This window comes from Pseudonocardia sp. 73-21 (assembly GCF_001899645.1).
GTDB lineage: Bacteria > Actinomycetota > Actinomycetes > Mycobacteriales > Pseudonocardiaceae > Pseudonocardia.
In genome coordinates this window covers 1-15628 of sequence record NZ_MKVV01000035.1, presented here as the reverse complement: position 1 = coordinate 15628, position 15628 = coordinate 1, and the positions used below count along the sequence as shown (strand labels likewise).

Annotated in this window: 16 protein-coding genes; 6 read left to right on the top strand and 10 right to left on the bottom strand. The window is 72.6% G+C overall.

Features of this window, described 5'->3' with window-relative positions; genetic code table 11:
• Positions 1–90: 90 nt before the first annotated feature.
• The 5 genes from BGP03_RS09790 to BGP03_RS09770 all read left to right on the top strand — a co-directional run bounded on the left by BGP03_RS09790 (position 91) and on the right by BGP03_RS09770 (position 5614).
• Positions 91–930: a nitrilase-related carbon-nitrogen hydrolase gene (locus tag BGP03_RS09790; protein ID WP_296367607.1), complete on the top strand. Its 840-nt coding sequence runs from the start codon at positions 91–93 to the stop codon at positions 928–930.
• A gap of 90 nt (positions 931–1020) precedes the next feature.
• Positions 1021–2346: an aspartate aminotransferase family protein gene (locus BGP03_RS09785; protein WP_296367605.1), complete on the top strand. Its 1326-nt coding sequence runs from the start codon at positions 1021–1023 to the stop codon at positions 2344–2346.
• Positions 2347–2434: 88 nt separating this feature from the next.
• A complete protein-coding gene (gene hydA, locus BGP03_RS09780; protein WP_296367603.1) occupies positions 2435–3829 on the top strand; it encodes a dihydropyrimidinase in 1395 nt (464 codons plus the stop codon).
• Positions 3830–3839: 10 nt separating this feature from the next.
• Positions 3840–4838, top strand: a complete 999-nt coding sequence (locus BGP03_RS09775; RefSeq protein WP_298796840.1) for a TIGR03842 family LLM class F420-dependent oxidoreductase — start codon at positions 3840–3842, stop codon at positions 4836–4838.
• Positions 4839–5119: 281 nt separating this feature from the next.
• Complete coding sequence (locus BGP03_RS09770; RefSeq protein WP_298796838.1) at positions 5120–5614, top strand: excalibur calcium-binding domain-containing protein; 495 nt, start codon at positions 5120–5122, stop codon at positions 5612–5614.
• A 4-nt stretch (positions 5615–5618) separates the two neighbouring features.
• Here BGP03_RS09770 and BGP03_RS09765 read toward each other — a convergent pair whose 3' ends face one another.
• The 10 genes from BGP03_RS09765 to BGP03_RS09720 form a co-directional block, all read right to left on the bottom strand.
• A complete protein-coding gene (locus BGP03_RS09765; RefSeq protein ID WP_298796836.1) occupies positions 5619–5939 on the bottom strand; it encodes a multicopper oxidase domain-containing protein in 321 nt (106 codons plus the stop codon).
• Positions 5940–6150: 211 nt separating this feature from the next.
• Entirely contained in the window at positions 6151–6948 is a 798-nt protein-coding gene (locus BGP03_RS09760; protein ID WP_296367597.1) for an MOSC N-terminal beta barrel domain-containing protein, read from the bottom strand.
• Entirely contained in the window at positions 6945–7091 is a 147-nt protein-coding gene (locus tag BGP03_RS09755) for a hypothetical protein (RefSeq protein WP_298796834.1), read from the bottom strand. Before BGP03_RS09755 ends, BGP03_RS09760 begins: the two co-directional genes overlap by 4 nt.
• Before the next feature lie 76 nt (positions 7092–7167).
• Positions 7168–8097 carry an ABC transporter substrate-binding protein gene (locus tag BGP03_RS09750; protein WP_296367595.1) on the bottom strand — a complete coding sequence of 310 codons (930 nt, stop codon included), beginning with the start codon at positions 8095–8097 and terminating at the stop codon, positions 7168–7170.
• Between the two features lie 23 nt (positions 8098–8120).
• The gene (locus BGP03_RS09745) at positions 8121–8837 is read right to left on the bottom strand and encodes an ABC transporter permease (RefSeq protein ID WP_296367593.1); all 717 of its coding nucleotides are present in this window, start codon (positions 8835–8837) and stop codon (positions 8121–8123) included.
• Positions 8834–9490 (bottom strand): ABC transporter permease subunit, encoded by a 657-nt coding sequence (locus tag BGP03_RS09740; RefSeq protein WP_296367592.1) that lies wholly within the window; start codon positions 9488–9490, stop codon positions 8834–8836. The genes BGP03_RS09745 and BGP03_RS09740 overlap by 4 nt, the downstream gene beginning before the upstream one ends.
• A gap of 61 nt (positions 9491–9551) precedes the next feature.
• Positions 9552–10634: an ATP-binding cassette domain-containing protein gene (locus BGP03_RS09735; protein ID WP_296367590.1), complete on the bottom strand. Its 1083-nt coding sequence runs from the start codon at positions 10632–10634 to the stop codon at positions 9552–9554.
• Positions 10635–10731: 97 nt separating this feature from the next.
• Entirely contained in the window at positions 10732–13527 is a 2796-nt protein-coding gene (locus tag BGP03_RS09730) for a GGDEF domain-containing phosphodiesterase (protein WP_296367588.1), read from the bottom strand.
• Positions 13528–13720: 193 nt separating this feature from the next.
• Complete coding sequence (locus tag BGP03_RS09725) at positions 13721–14881, bottom strand: NADP-dependent malic enzyme (RefSeq protein ID WP_296367586.1); 1161 nt, start codon at positions 14879–14881, stop codon at positions 13721–13723.
• A gap of 214 nt (positions 14882–15095) precedes the next feature.
• Positions 15096–15383, bottom strand: coding sequence for a S26 family signal peptidase (locus BGP03_RS09720; RefSeq protein ID WP_363093540.1), 288 nt, complete (start codon positions 15381–15383; stop codon positions 15096–15098).
• A 103-nt stretch (positions 15384–15486) separates the two neighbouring features.
• On the opposite strand from BGP03_RS09720, the gene BGP03_RS09715 reads away from it, so the two are divergent.
• Positions 15487–15628: superoxide dismutase [Ni] (locus BGP03_RS09715; RefSeq protein WP_299736193.1), on the top strand; the 142-nt coding region annotated here is incomplete at its 3' end.

Below are 15628 nucleotides of genomic sequence, written 5' to 3'. Positions count from 1 at the left end.
CGTGTCCTTCTGCCCGCAGGGTCTTGCGAGGAGGACCGTCCGCGTTCGAAGGTGTGCCCTTCCCCATCGGGTACGGCGGAAGGGCATGGCATGGGTGTGGTGAGGGCCGCGATCCTGCAGGCGAAGTGGACCGGTGACACGGCGTCGACGATCGAGGTCCACGAGTCCTACGCCCGCAGCGCGGCCGAGCAGGGGGCGCAGGTGATGGGCTTCCAAGAGGTCTTCAACGCCCCGTACTTCTGCCAGGTGCAGGAGGCCGAGCACTACCGCTGGGCCGAGCCGGTGCCCGAGGGCCCCACCGTGGTGCGCATGCAGGCGCTGGCCCGGGAGACCGGCATGGTGCTGGTCGTGCCGGTCTTCGAGGTGGAGAGCTCCGGCAACTACTACAACACCGCCGCCGTGATCGACGCCGACGGCACGATCCTCGGCAAGTACCGCAAGCACCACATCCCGCAGGTCAAGGGCTTCTGGGAGAAGTACTACTTCAGACCCGGCAACCTCGGCTGGCCGGTGTTCGAGACCGCGTTCGGCACGATCGGCGTCTACATCTGCTACGACCGGCACTTCCCCGAGGGCTGGCGCGCGCTGGGCCTGGCCGGGGCGCAGATCGTGTTCAACCCCAGCGCCACCAGCCGCGGCCTGAGCTCGCACCTGTGGAAGCTGGAGCAGCCGGCCGCGGCCGTCGCCAACGGGTACTTCGTGGCCGCGAGCAACCGCGTGGGGGTCGAGGAGTACGGCGACAACGACTTCTACGGCACCAGCTACTTCGTGGACCCGCGGGGGCAGTTCGTCGGCGACGTCGCCTCGGGCACGGACGAGGAACTGGTCGTCCGTGACCTCGACCTGGGCCTGATCGACGAGGTCCGCCAGACCTGGGCGTTCTACCGCGACCGCCGTCCCGACGCCTACGGATCGCTGGTGACGCCATGACGTGCGGCTCCGCCGCCCGTGCGCGGCTCTGTTCGATGTCACTGGCGGTGTCCCGGCCCTGTTTTCCGCTCACGACCCTGGACGGCTCCGATGAGTGACGCGAAGGACCTGCTCGCCCGGACGCGCGCCTCCCTGCCGTCCTGGCTGGCCATCTACTACGACGAGCCCATCGAGATCGAGCGCGGCGACGGCCGGCACGTCTGGGACGGCGACGGCAACCGCTACCTCGACTTCTTCGGCGGCATCCTCACCACGATGACGGCGCACGCGCTGCCCGAGGTGACCGAGGCCGTCTCCGCGCAGGCCGGGCGGATCATCCACACCTCCACGCTCTACCTCAACCGGCCGATGGTGGAGCTGGCCGAGCAGATCGCGACGGTGTCGGAGATACCGGACGCCAAGGTGTTCCTGACCCCCAGCGGCACCGAGGCCAACGACGCCGCACTGCTGCTGGCGTCGTCGCTGCGACGCTCCAACCAGATCCTGGCGATGCGCAACAGCTACCACGGCCGCTCGTTCTCGACCATCGCGATCACGGGCAACCGGTCGTGGTCGCCCACCACCCTCTCGCCCTTCCAGACCTACTACGTGCACGGCGGCCAGCAGTACCGCTCGCCGTTCTCGGGTCTGCCCGACGGCGAGTACATCGCCGCGTGCGTGGCCGACCTCAAGGAGGTGCTCGACCAGGCCGGTGGCGACGTCGCCGCGCTGATCGCCGAGCCCATCCAGGGCGTCGGCGGCTTCACCTCCGGCCCGGACGGGCTGCTGGGCGCGTTCGCTTCCGTTCTCCGTGAGCGCGGAATCCTGTGGATCTCCGACGAGGTGCAGACGGGCTGGGGCCGCACCGGCGAGCACTTCTGGGGCTGGCAGGCGTCCGGCGCCACCCCGGACCTCGTGACGTTCGCCAAGGGCATCGGCAACGGCCTGTCCATGGGCGGGGTGATCGCGCCGGCGTCCATCATGGACTCGTTGGGCGCCAACCACATCTCGACGTTCGGCGGCTCGCCGCTGACCTCGGCCGGCGCGCTGGCCAACCTGCGCTACCTGCTCGACCACAAGCTGCAGGACAACGCCGCGGCCCAGGGCCCGGTGCTGTTCGACGGCCTGCGCGCCGCGGCCAGCCCCATCGTCGGCGACGTCCGGGGCAAGGGGCTCATGATCGGCGTGGAGCTGGTGCGCCCCGGCAGCGGTGATGCGCGCTCCGCTGACGCTCCGCGCGGCGGCACGCCCGGCGACCCCGCCCCGGAGCTCGCGAGCGCGGTGCTGGAGGCGTGCAAGCGCCGGGGCCTGCTGGTGGGCAAGGGCGGCCTGCACGGCAACGTCCTGCGCATCGCCCCACCCCTGACCCTGACGCGGGAAGAAGCGGAAGAGGGCCTGGCCGCCCTGCTGGCCGCCCTGGGAGAGGTGGCCGGGTGACCGCAGCCCCGAGGTTCAGGAAAGCCACTCTCCTGTCCTCGGATGACCTGAAAGTGGCTTTCCTGAACCTCAACGAGGGGGGCGCTCCATGAGTCGTACGCTCATCCGCAACGGGCTGGTGATCACCGCGGCTGAGGAGCTGCACACGGACGTGCTCATCGAGGGCGAGCAGGTGGTCGCCCTCGCCGCCCCGTCGGTCTCCGCCGGGTGGACGGCCGACACCGTCATCGACGCCGGCGGCAAGTACGTCATCCCCGGCGGCGTGGACGGCCACACGCACATGGAGATGCCCTTCGGCGGCACGTTCGCCTCCGACACGTTCGAGACCGGCACGCGCGCGGCGGCGTGGGGCGGCACCACCACGATCGTCGACTTCGCGATCCAGCAGGTCGGCGGAACGCTGCGCGAGGGCCTCGACGCCTGGCACGCCAAGGCCGAGGGCCACTGCGCCATCGACTACGCGTTCCACATGATCCTCGCCGACGTCAACGACTCCTCCCTCAAGGAGATGGAGACGCTCGTCGGCGAGGGCGTCAGCAGCTTCAAGCTGTTCATGGCCTACCCCGGCGTCTTCTACTCCGACGACGGCAAGATCCTGCGCGCCATGCAGAAGGGCGCCGAGACCGGCGCGCTGACGATGATGCACGCCGAGAACGGCATCGCCATCGACGTGCTGGTGGAGCAGGCCCTGCAGCGCGGCCAGACCGACCCGCGCTACCACGGCGAGGTGCGCCACGAGCTGCTGGAGGCCGAGGCCACCCACCGGGCGATCAAGCTCGCCCAGGTGGCCGGCGCGCCGCTCTACATCGTGCACCTGAGCGCGACCAAGGCCCTCGCCGAGATCACCCGCGCCCGCGACGAGGGGTACAACGCCTTCGCCGAGACCTGCCCGCAGTACCTGTTCCTGTCCACCGACGACCTCGCGCGTCCGGGCTTCGAGGGCGCCAAGTACGTCTGCTCGACGCCGCTGCGCCCGGCCGAGCACCAGGCGAACCTGTGGCGGGGGCTGCGCACCAACGACCTCTCCGTGGTCTCCACCGACCACTGCCCGTTCTGCTTCAAGGGGCAGAAGGAGATGGGCCTCGGCGACTTCTCGAAGATCCCCAACGGCATGCCCGGCGTCGAGAACCGGATGGACCTGCTGCACCAGGGCGTCGTCGACGGGCACATCTCGCGGCAGCGCTGGATCGAGCTGGCCTGCGCCACGCCCGCGAAGATGTTCGGCCTCCACCCCCGCAAGGGCACGATCGCGCCCGGCGCCGACGCCGACGTGGTGATCTACGACCCTGCCGCGGAGCAGACGCTCTCGGCGTCCACGCACCACATGGCCGTGGACTACTCCCCCTACGAGGGCAAGCAGGTCACGGGCACGGTGGAGACCGTGCTGTCGCGCGGCCGCGTGATCATCGACAAGGGTGAGTACCTCGGCAAGCCCGGCGACGGCGCCTACCTGCGCCGCGACACCTGCCAGTACCTGATCTAGGAGCGCCACCGTGGACATCGGGCTCGTGCTGCAGACCGACCCGCCCGCGCAGACGGTCGTCGACCTCATGGTGCGCGCGGAGGAGCTGGGCTTCACCCACGGCTGGACGTTCGACTCCCATGTGCTGTGGCAGGAGCCCTACGTCATCTACTCCCGGATCCTGGAACGGACCTCCCGGCTGGTGGTCGGCCCGATGGTGACCAACCCGGGCACCCGCGACTGGACGGTCATCGCGTCGCTGCACGCCACGCTCAACGACATGTTCGGCAACCGGACGGTCTGCGGCATCGGCCGCGGCGACTCCGCGATGCGCGTGCAGGGCCGCCCGCCGACGACGCTGGCGCGGCTCGAGGAGTCGATGCACATCATCCGGGAGCTGGCCGAGGGGCGCCCGGTGGACCTCGGCAGCACGACCGTCCAGATCCCGTGGGTGCCGCAGGGGGCGTCCCTGCCGGTGTGGATGGCCGGCTACGGGCCCAAGGCGCTCGACCTGGTCGGGCGCTGCGCCGACGGGTTCATCCTGCAGCTCGCCGACCCCTACCTGGTGGAGTGGACGGTGAGGACCGTGCGGGCCGCGGCGGAGGCGGCGGGCCGCGACCCGTCGTCGATCACGATCTGCGTGGCCGCGCCCGCGTACGTGGGCGACGACATCGAGCACGCCCGCGACCAGTGCCGCTGGTTCGGCGGCATGGTCGGCAACCACGTCGCCGACCTCGTCACACGCTACGGCGCGGAGTCGGCGATGGTGCCGGCCGAGCTCACCGGCTACATCAAGGGTCGCGACGGCTACGACTACAGCCACCACGGCCGCGCCGGCAACACGTCCACGAACTTCGTGCCCGACGAGGTGGTCGACCGGTTCTGCCTCATCGGTCCGCCCGCCGCCCAGCTGGAACGGCTGGCGGAGCTGAAGCGGCTGGGCGTGGACCAGTTCGCGATCTACGCCATGCACGACGAGCGGGAGTCGACGATCGAGGCGTACGGGGAGTCGGTGATCCCCGCGCTCTGACACAGCGCGCGGCGGGGGATGTGTCATCCCTGCTCGTAGCCGGTCCCGGGTTCCCGCCGCACGATGGCGCGGTGACCACGACCTGTCGCCGCGCCCTGGTCGGGGCCGGTTGCACGCCACGCCCCGGCGGGGGCCGTGACGTACGACGGGTTGCGGTCATGGGATCATGTTTGCGGCATTCATCCCGTTAACGGGACGGCGGCCACGGGCGACAGGCGGACGTACGACGCCGCACCCGCGGCGACGCTCCTCCGCTCCCCGGGATGACGACGATGACGACGATGACGTTGACTCTCCACCCCGCACCCCGCCGGTTCCCGCTCGCCGCCCGCATCGTCGGGCTCGTGACGGTGGGGGCCCTGGCCCAGGCCTGCGGATCGGCACCGGCGGTGAGCCCCGCCGCGTCCGCCACGTCGGCCACCGCCGCTCCGGTGACCACGTCGGCGGCCCCGTCCACGACGGCCGCTCCCACCAGCACGGTCGCCCCGACCACCGCACCCGTCGTGACCGAAGCTCCGGTCGCCCCCGCCGCGGCCGCCGTGCCGACCACCGTCCGCAGAGCACCTCAGCCACTCGCCGCCGCGCCGAAGCCGGCCCCGAAACCCGCGCCGAAACCCGCCCCGGAGCCGGTCGTCGCCGCCCCCGAGCCCGCCGCCACCAGCTACGCCAACTGCGCCGCCGTGAAGGCTGCGGGTGCCGCGCCGATCTATGCCGGCCAGCCGGGCTACTCCTCCAAGCTCGACCGGGACGGCGACGGCGTGGCCTGCGAGACCTGACCGGTCAGACGGTCCGGATCGTCGCCGTCATCGCCATGTCCTCGTGCTCGAGGCTGTGGCGGTGGAGGACGAACCGGCCCACGTGGTCGCTGAACCGCACGGCGACGTCCACGATCTCGGCGGGCCGCAGGTCGGGCGGGTCCTTCCAGCCCGCGTCGAACCCGCGACGCCCACCCGACCCGCGGCGCAGCACGGGGAAGCCGTCAAGGTGCACGTCCACGTCGAACCGCTCGCCCGGCGCGATCTCGATCGTCGCGTGCGACACCGGCGCGGCCGGCAAACCGCCGTCCGAGCCGATCTGCACCAGCGGCAGGCCGGGCTGCACCGAGAGCCGGTGGCGCCGCGCGTCGGATGGTCCAGGGCCGGCTAGGCGAACGAGCGGTCGCAGATCATCAGCGGCAGCTCACGCCCGCCCCGCGCAGGGGCAGCGCGTCCTCCTCGGCGTCGCGGACGATGTGCATGCCGGCCAGGCCGCCCTAGACCACCGGAGCGGTGACGTCCAGCCCAGCACGACCGCGGGGTCGCCGCACCCCCGCTCAGCCGATCGTGACCGCGTCCCCGGCGCGCACGGTGCCGCCGCTGACCACCTCGGCGTACACCCCAGCGCAGGGCAGCACCCCGAACCCCTCGACGTCCACGCGGTTCTCCGCCAGCACCGTGCGCACCGCGTGGGCGGCGCGGGGCAGCGGGCCGTGCTCCAGCGTGGGCACCGAGCAGCGCGGGGTGGGCAGGATGCCGCGCAGGCGCACCTCCCCGACCACGATCTCCCGGCCGACCCAGTCGTTCTCCGCGTAGGGCACCCCATCCGGCGTGGCGATCACCAGGTTGGGCCGGTAGCGCACGGCCTCGGCCCCGATCCGGTCGAGCGTGGCCGTGGTGATCAGGTGCACCGGCGCGTAGTCGACGAACGTGGTGCCGGTGGAGCCCTGCGCGATCTCCAGGGTCGCGAAGGGCACGTCCGCGTCGACGCCGTGCGCCAGCACGTCCTCGGGATCCGGGCGCTCCACCTCGGCCCCGGGCGGGCGGACGCCCGCGAGGTGCACCTCACGGCCGAGCGCCGCCGACAGCTCGCCGTCGACGTCCTGGACCGTGCGGCCGTCGGCCCCGGTGATGTGCACCCCCGCGCCGTCGAGGGTGGCGCTGAACTGCAGCAGCCGCCGCCACAGCCGCGGGTGCTTGGCGGTGGCCACCCGTCCGGTCTCGACGTCGAGCAGGGCCAGCGCCCGGTCGCCCTCCACCCCACCCGCGGCGAGCACCAGGACCTCCCGGGCCTCCCCCAGCATCGACTTCACCGGGTAGCGGTAGAGCGCGGCGACGCTGCCGATCGCGGTCATGCCAGGACCTGCGCCTTCAGCCACTTCCTGGCCGGCTGGGCGTCCGACTGCGCGTTCTTCGCCTGCTCGACGTCGAGGTCGAGCACATCGGTGGGCGAGGACCGCGGGGCGGGCGCGGGGATCGGACCGGGGATGCGTTTCATCGTGGACGAGCTCCTTGCCGTTTCGGTTCGATGCGGGAGACCCCGCACCGTTCGGGTTCGGGGTCCCCGCGCTCGATCAGAGCAGGCCGTTCTTCGTCAGCCAGTCCTTCGCCACGACGTCGACGGCGGGCTTGGTGGGGCCGGCCGCCGTCGAGTTCAGGGTCAGCAGCTCGTCGGTGGTGAGCTTCGCGGACACCGCGTTGAGGACCTGCTTGACGGCGTCCGTCGCCTTCGCCTTGTTGATCAGCGGGACGACGTTCTGGGCCGCGAAGTTGCTCTTCGGGTCCTCCAGCGCCACGAACCCGTCGGCCTGGATGGAGGCGTCGGTGGTGAAGATGTCGGCCGCCTGCACATCACCGTTCTTCAGCGCCGCGATGGTGAGCGGGCCGCCGGCGTCGAGGGACTTGTAGTCCTTGAACGTGCAGTTGTAGGTCTTCGCGATGCCCGGGATGCCGTCGGGGCGGGTCTGGAACTCCGGCGGGCCGCCGAACGTGATCTGCCCGCAGTGGGGGGCGAGATCGGCGATGGACTTCGCGTTGTACTTCGCCGCGGTCTCCTTGGTGACCACGACGGCGTCCTTGTCCTCGGCCGCCGACTTGTCGGTGACGACGAGGGTGGGCGGCAGCGCCTTCTGCAGCGCGGCGTAGACGTCGTCGGGCGAGGTCTCGGTGGCCGCCTTGTTGATGTACTGCAGCAGCACGCCGGTGTACTCGGGGATGAGGTCGATCGAGCCGTCCTGCAGGCCCGGGTAGTAGGCCTCCCGGCTGCCGATGGAGAGCTTCTTCTCCACCGTGATGCCCTTGGCCGCCAGCGCCTGCGCGTAGATCTCGGCGAGGATCGAGTTCTCGGTGAAGTTGGCCGAGCCGACGATGATCGTCGACGACGGCGCGGCGGAGCCGCCGGAACCGCTCGACAGCGGGCTGCCCCCGCCGCCGCCACAGGCGGTGAGCGCGAGCGCGGCGGTCGCTGCGACCGCGGTGGTGCGAATGATCAGAGAGCGTCTCATCAGGGGTCCTCCGGGGGTGGGGCTCAGGCCGCCTGGGCGGCGGGTCGGGAGTCGGGAACGGCGCGCAACCGGCGCCGACCGGCGGCGGGAGCCACCTGCAGGCCGGGCGAGACGAGCAGCTGCTGCAGCCCGGCGAGCAGCAGGTCGGCCACGATGGCGAGCAGGGCGACCAGTACCGAACCGGCCACCATCTGGGGGAAGTCGCGGATGGCGAGGCCGTCGATGATGAACCGGCCGAGCCCGCCCAGCGCCACGTAGGCGGCGATCGTGGCGGTGGAGATCACCTGCAGCACCGAGCTGCGGACCCCGCCGATGATCAGGGGCAGGGCGTTGGGCAGCTCCACCTGGAACAGGATCTCGCGGCCCCGCATCCCCATGCCGCGCGCCGCGTCGACGATCGCGGTGTCGACGTTGCGGACCCCCGCGTAGGTGCCGGCGAGGATCGGGGGCACCGCCAGGATGACGAGCGCGATCAGCGGGCCGGTGATGCCCAGCCCGATCAGCGTGACGAGCAGGATGAGCAGGCCCAGCGTGGGCAGGGCCCGCAGGCCGTTGGCCAGGCCCACGGCGAGGAACCCGCCGCGGCCGGTGTGGCCGATCCAGGCCCCCAGCGGAACGCCGATCACCAGCGCGATGATCATCGTCAGCGCGGTGTACCCGAGGTGCTCGACCAGCCGTTGCGGGATGCCCTGCGAGCCGGACCAGTGCGTGGCGTCGAACAGGTAGCTCAGGTAGTTCATCGCGTTCTCCCCGCTGCGGCGGTGATGCGGTCCCACGGGGTGATCGCCCGACCCAGTGCCAGCAGCAGACCGTCGATGACCAGCGCCAGCACCAGCACGACCACGATCCCCGCGACGACCTCCTCGGTGATGCCCCGCTGGAAGCCGTCGGTGAACATCTTGCCCAGCCCGCCGAAGCCGACCGTGGCGCCGACGGTGACGAGGCTGATCGACGACACCGTGGCGACCCGCACGCCGGCCAGAACCACCGGCACCGACAGCGGCAGCTCGACGGCCAGGAACCGGCGCACCGGCTTGTAGCCCATGGCCGTGGCCGAGTTGACGACGATCGGCGGCACCGCCGAGAGCGCATCGGCGACCGTGCGGACCAGCAGCGCGAGCGTGTACACCGACAGCGCGACGACGATGTTGACCGGATCGAGGATCTGCGTGCCCAGGATCGCGGGCAGCAGGACGAAGATGGCCAGCGACGGAATGGTGTAGAGCAGCCCGGACACGTTGATGGTGACCGTGCGACCGAACGAGGTGCGGTTGGCCAGCCAGCCGAGCGGGATCGCGAGCACGAGCCCGATCACCACCGGGATCAGGGCGAACACCAGGTGCTGCAGGGTCAGGCTGCCGATCAGCGGCAGGTTGCCCAGGACCCAGGTCATGCCGGGTGCTCCTCGACAGGTGGAGCGGCCGGGACGAGGGCTGTGATGCCGGGGGACGAGATCATGCCGCCGCCTCGTCCCTGCGGGCGCCCTCCAGCGCCCGCAGCACGTCGTCGGCGCTGATGGAACCGGCCACCGCACCGTCCCCGTCGACGGCCACGCCCTGCCCGGACGGCGACGAGAGCGCCGCGTCCAGGGCACTGCGCAGCGAGCCGGACGAGATGTCGTACAGCGACCCGCCGGGCACCAGGTCGGCGCCGACGGGGCCGGTGACCCCGCGGACCCAGCCCTGTGGGCGGCGCTCGCCGTCGACGACGAGCGTCCAGCCCTCGCCCCTCGGCGCCGGCTCGCCCAACGCCACCGTGGGCAGCTCTCCCAGCGGCAGCTTGGTCGAGGAGAGGAAGCCCAGGCCGCGGTAGCCGCGGTCGCGGCCCACGAAGTTGTCGACGAAGTCGTCGGCCGGCCGCGCCAGCAGCACGCCGGGCTCGTCGTACTGGGCGAGGATGCCGCCGGTGCGGAACACCGCGACCTTGTCGCCCAGCTTGACGGCCTCGTCGATGTCGTGGGTGACGAAGACGATGGTCTTGCCCAGCTCGCCCTGCAGACGCAGGAGCTCCTCCTGCAGGCTCTCGCGCACCACCGGGTCGACGGCGCTGAACGGCTCGTCCATCAGCAGGACGGGCGGGTCGGCGGCGAGCGCGCGGGCCACCCCGACGCGCTGCTGCTGGCCGCCCGAGAGCTGGGCCGGGTAGCGCTTGGCCATCTCCGGGACCAGCCCGACCGTCTCCATCAGCTCGGCCGCGCGCCTGCGGGCCTTGGCCTTGTTCCAGCCGAGCAGCAGCGGGACCGTGGCGATGTTGTCGAGGATGGTGCGGTGCGGGAACAGGCCCGCCTGCTGGATGACGTAACCGATGCCGCGGCGCAGGTCGGCGGCGTCGACGGAGTTGATGTCCTGCCCGTCGACCTCGATGGTGCCGTCGGACACGTCGATCATTCTGTTGATCATGCGCAGCGACGTGGTCTTGCCGCACCCGGACGGGCCGACGAAGACCGTGATCTTCCCGGCGTCCACGGTCAGGTCGAGAGCGTCGACCGCCACCGTGCCGTCCGGGAAGCGCTTGGTGACGCCCCGGAACTCGATCACGCGGAGACCCCCGGTTCTTGTCGGCAACCGCTCACCGGTCACCGCAGGAGCACGAGGCTAACCCGCTCCACCGACAACGGCAGGGCTCCGTGATCGGTTAGAGACCCGCGATCCGGCTCGCGGGCGTGGCCAGGCGGTCGCCGTGCAGCGCCGCGCGCATGGCGTGCGGGGGCAGCGGGCGGGCGAACAGCCACCCCTGGAAGGCGTCCACGCCGATGCCGCGCAACACGTTGAACTGCTCGGCGGTCTCGACGCCCTCGGCCACGGTGGTGCGGCCCATCGCCTTCGCCATGTCCACCACGGCGCGCGCGACGGCGAAGTCGGCCGGGTCGTCGGCCACCCCGGTGACGAAGGCCCGGTCGACCTTCACCGTCTGCGCCGGGAGCTCCTTGAGCCGGGCCAGCGACGAGTAGCCGGTGCCGAAGTCGTCCACCGCGAAGCGGACACCGCGGTCCACCAGCGTGCCCATGGCGGCCAGCGCATGCGGCGGCAGCGCCACGAGGCTGGTCTCGACGAGCTCGAGGACCAACCGGTCCCACGGCAGGCCGCTGCTCTCGACGATCTCGGTGACGGCGGCCAGGAAGTCGCCGTCACCGGGGAGCAGCCCGGCCAGGTTCACCGCGACGGCCGGGTGGCGGCCGCGGTGCCCGGGCCAGGTGGCCGCCTCGGTGACGGCGGTGCGCAGCACCCACAGGTCGAGGTCGCGCAGCAGCCCGCTGCGCTGGGCGACGGGCAGGAAGTCGCCGGGCGAGATCACGCCGCGCTCCGGGTGCGGCCAGCGCACGAGCGCCTCGGCGCTGATGATCGTGCCGTCGCCGCCGACGACGGGCTGGTACTCCAGCACCAGCCCGTCGCCGGAGATGGCCGCGCGCAGCTCGGCCTCCAGCTCCAGCGCGCGGGTCGCCGAGCTGACGACCCCGTCGGTGGCCATCCCGATCCCTCCACGGGACTGCTTCCGCTTGGCGTCGTGCATCGCGACCTCGGCGAACCGGAGCAGGTCCGCGGCCCGCACCTCCCCGCTGGGCACGGGCGTGGCGAGCCCGACCGACGCCGTCATCTGCACCGGGCGGCCGCACACGGTGATCGTGGTGCGCAGCAGGTCGGCGACGATGCGGGCGAGCTGGTCGGGTCCGCCGACCTCCGCGTGGTCGGCGCAGATCACCACGAACTCGTCGCCCGACAGCCGGGCCGCGGTGCAGCCGACCGGCAGCTCGCGCTGCAGCCGGCCGGCGAGCGAGACCAGCAGGTCGTCGCCGGCCTCGTGGCCCAGCGAGGAGTTGACGCGCTGGAAGTCGTCGAGGTCGCCGCAGACCACCGCGACCCGGTCCCGGCCCGGGCCCGCGAGCAGGCGGTCCACGAGCGTCAGGCTGGCGGCACGGTTGGGCAGCCGCGTCAGCTCGTCGACGGTGCCTGCGCTGCGCAGCAGCTCCGCGGCGCGGCGGCGCTCGGTGACGTCGGTGCAGACGACGAGCCAGAACCAGCTGCCGTCGTCGGCCGAGGTGACCGACACGTTCAGCTCGCACCAGACGGTGGTGCCGTCGCCGCGGCGCAGCGGGGCCACGTCCACCCGGTAGCCGTACGGCGCCCCGGGCGGGATGGGCCGCAGCCACTCGGGCAGCGCGCGGTCCCCGGCGGGCAGATCGGCGGCCAGCAGCCCCGCCGGCAGCCCGCGCAGCCGCTCCAGCGGCACGTCGAGCAGGGCGCCCAGGCCCGCGTTGGCGTCGACGGTGCGGCCGGTCGCGTCGATCAGCGCGACCCCGCCGGGCACGAGCGCCATGAGGTCGGCGAACCGCTGCCCCGAGTGCCGCACGCGCTCGGCGGCGCTGCGCTGGGCGTCGGCGTCGCGGTGCTGGGCGGTGAGGTCGCGCACCACGCCGACGAGCCGCACGGGCGCACCGTCCTCGGCGTACTCCACCTCGGCGCGGCAGGACAGCAGCACGTCACCGGGCAGGCGCAGCTCCACGTGGTGGTCGGAGCCGGGCCGGCCGGTGCGGAGGTCGTCGCAGAGCATGGCCACCTGCTCGCCCTCGACCGGGCCCGCCTCGGGCGACTCGGGGTCGAGCCCGACGGCGGCGTAGAGCTCGTCGAGGGTGTCGCTGCGATGGAGCGTGCCGGTGGCCAGCTCGAAGCTCCAGGTGCCGACCCGCGCGATGCGCTCCAGCTCGATGGTCCAGTCCCGGTCCGACGTGCGGCCCAGCCCGGCTCCCCCCTCGCCCAGTTCCACGAGCACCACGGCGGAGAGTTCCTCACCGGGCAGCTCCCAACGGACCACGCGGACCCGCACCAGACTGCCGTCGTCGCGGACGAGACGGGCGTCGACGTCGGGGCCGACCACGAGCTGCGCCAGCCTGGTCCCGGTCAGCTCGGGGCCACCGCCCACCAGGCGCAGCAGCGCGTCGTTGGCGCGCACGACGCGATCGGCGCGGTCGCAGACCGCTGCCGGGGCCGTCGGCAGGCGCACCGTCTCGGGGCCGCCCCGCCGCATCGACCCACCGGGGACGTCGCTCAGCAGGCCCTCGCCACCGAAGACGGCGTCGCGCAGCGCCGGCGAGACCCGCGGCGTCCCCAGCGACCAGTCCTCCGACTCGTCGACGGTGGCGTAGGGGTCGATCAGCTGGATCGCACCGGGGTCGGTGGCGGGATCCGCACCCCGCTGGACGTCGACGCGCTGCCCCGCGAACGCCGGCGTCTCGGCCACGGCCCGGGCGAGCCGGTTGGCGAACCGCATCGCGTCCGGGTCGGCGCCGCCGCCGCGCACCGCCTGGCGGGTCCGGCGGAGATCGGCGCGGAGCACGGCGTCCGGGAGCACGCGGTGCACGGCCTTCGCCCCGTTCGGCTCGGTCACCGGGTCCTCGGCCGGGCCGTCACCCGAGCGGTGTCCGAGCTCATTCACGGGATCTCCTCGAGCGTGTGGCGTCGTGCGTCACACGGCTCAACGACGGGGTCCGCAACACGATCCGGTCACACTGCCCGATCGGCCTACGCCGACCCGAGTGAGTGAACGCCCTGGTCAGCACACTGTGTGACGACCAGGGCCATCCGACGACGAAGGCCCAGGAAAAGGCCCACCTGGAGGTGACTCCGAGTCAGGACGACTGTTCAGACGCCACCGCGACCGCCTGCGACACGGCGGGCGCGACACGCGGGTCGAACGGGCTGGGCACGATCCGGTCGGCGGCCAGGTCGTCGGCCGCCACGGAGAAGATGGCATCGGCCGCGGCCAGCTTCATGGCCTCGGTGATCCGTCGCGCACCCGCGTCGAGCGCCCCGCGGAACACGCCGGGGAACGCGAGCACGTTGTTGATCTGGTTCGGGAAGTCGCTGCGTCCCGTGGCGACGATCGCGGCGTGCCGGGCCGCCACGTCCGGGTGAATCTCGGGATCGGGGTTCGACAGCGCGAACACGATGGCCTCCGGAGCCATCCGCGCCACCAGCTCCTCGGGCACCTGCGCGCTCGACAGGCCCACGAACGCGTCGGCGCCGGTCAGCGCCTCGGCGATGCCGCCGGTGACGCCGCGCGGGTTGGACTCGGCGGCCAGGAGCGCCTTCTCCCCGCCCCGGCCGGCGTCGAGCACGCCCCGGGAGTCGAGGACGACGACGTCGCGGACGCCGGCGGCGAGCAGGATGCGCGCGCACGCGACCCCGGCCGCCCCGGCCCCCGAGATGACGACGCGCAGGCCGGCGAGGGGCCTGCTCTGCACCGCGCAGGCCCCGCGCAGCGCCGCGAGCAGCACGATGGCGGTGCCGTGCTGGTCGTCGTGCATGACGGGACAGTCGAGCGCCTCGACGAGCCGTCGTTCCAGCTCGAAGCAGCGTGGCGCGGAGACGTCCTCCAGGTTGACGGCGCCGAAGCTCGGCCGCAGCCGCACCAGCGTCTCCACGATCTCGTCGACGTCGGTGGTGTCGAGCACGATCGGGATGGAGTCGAGCCCTCCGAACGCCTTGAACAGCGCCGACTTGCCCTCCATCACCGGCAGCGCCGCCCGCGGGCCGATGTCGCCCAGCCCGAGAACGGCCGTGCCGTCGCTGACGACGGCCACCAGACGGTTGGCCCACGTGTAGCGGGCGGCCGCGGCGGGGTCGGCGGCGATCGCCCGGCTCACCTCGGCGACACCGGGTGTGTAGGCGATGGCGAGGTCGCGGGCGTTCGCCAGCGGCGCGGCGAGCCCGGTGGAGAGCTTGCCGCCCAGGTGCGCGGCGAAGATCTCCTCGGACGTGGGCAGGGTGAGTTCGGGGACGACGGTCATGGGGGTACTCCGGGTGCTCGGGCGTGTGCTCGCCGTGCACCGGGGGCCACGGTGCGGGCCCCGAGTCGGTGCCGGACGGCCATTCGGTCGCGGCCGCAGGATGGAGCGGCGACGCCGAGGGGGCGGTCAGGTGGCCCCACGGTAGCGGTCCGGGCGGCCGGAGGCGCGCCGATTTGAGCCGGATCACCGTGCAGAGCGGATGGCCACGGTCCGCCTATCGGGCCCGCAGGCGGCCCGGTCTCGGGTAGAGGCGCGCCCGCACCACTCCCACCACGTGGGCCGGTCCCAGCATGCGGGAGTCCGTGCTCCCGTCCGGGTTGTCGCCCAGCACCCACCACCCGTCGCCGTCGGGGTGCGCGGCGCGCTTCACCGACAGCTGGCCCGGGCGCTCCGACCAGCGGACGAGCACCACGTCACCGGGTGCGGGGGCCGCGCCGAACCGCGCCAGCACCACGTCGCCGTCCGACAGGGTGGGCGACATCGAAGGTCCCCGGATACCCACTCTGCGCCACCGCACACGTCCTCCTCGCCACGCTGCTGTCCGATATGGCCGGGAGTAGTGTCGAACGGGCCAGAACGATCACCACCAGGGAGGACCCATGCGCATGCTGTCCCGCATTCTCCGCCCGCGGCTCGAGGCCACCGCTCACTGTGACCTCCCCTGCGGCGTGTACGACCCGGCCCAGGCCCGTATCGAGGCCGAGTCGGTCAAGGCCATCCAGGAGAAGTACCAGGGCAACGAGGACC

Coding starts and splice junctions, on each gene's coding strand:
- BGP03_RS09790 (WP_296367607.1), top strand. CDS start 91: ATGGGTGTGGTGAGGGCCGCGATCCTGCAGGCGAAGTGGACCGGTGAC.
- BGP03_RS09785 (WP_296367605.1), top strand. CDS start 1,021: ATGAGTGACGCGAAGGACCTGCTCGCCCGGACGCGCGCCTCCCTGCCG.
- hydA (WP_296367603.1), top strand. CDS start 2,435: ATGAGTCGTACGCTCATCCGCAACGGGCTGGTGATCACCGCGGCTGAG.
- BGP03_RS09770 (WP_298796838.1), top strand. CDS start 5,120: ATGACGTTGACTCTCCACCCCGCACCCCGCCGGTTCCCGCTCGCCGCC.
- BGP03_RS09760 (WP_296367597.1), bottom strand. CDS start 6,948: ATGACCGCGATCGGCAGCGTCGCCGCGCTCTACCGCTACCCGGTGAAG.
- BGP03_RS09755 (WP_298796834.1), bottom strand. CDS start 7,091: ATGAAACGCATCCCCGGTCCGATCCCCGCGCCCGCCCCGCGGTCCTCG.
- BGP03_RS09750 (WP_296367595.1), bottom strand. CDS start 8,097: ATGAGACGCTCTCTGATCATTCGCACCACCGCGGTCGCAGCGACCGCC.
- BGP03_RS09745 (WP_296367593.1), bottom strand. CDS start 8,837: ATGAACTACCTGAGCTACCTGTTCGACGCCACGCACTGGTCCGGCTCG.
- BGP03_RS09740 (WP_296367592.1), bottom strand. CDS start 9,490: ATGACCTGGGTCCTGGGCAACCTGCCGCTGATCGGCAGCCTGACCCTG.
- BGP03_RS09725 (WP_296367586.1), bottom strand. CDS start 14,881: ATGACCGTCGTCCCCGAACTCACCCTGCCCACGTCCGAGGAGATCTTC.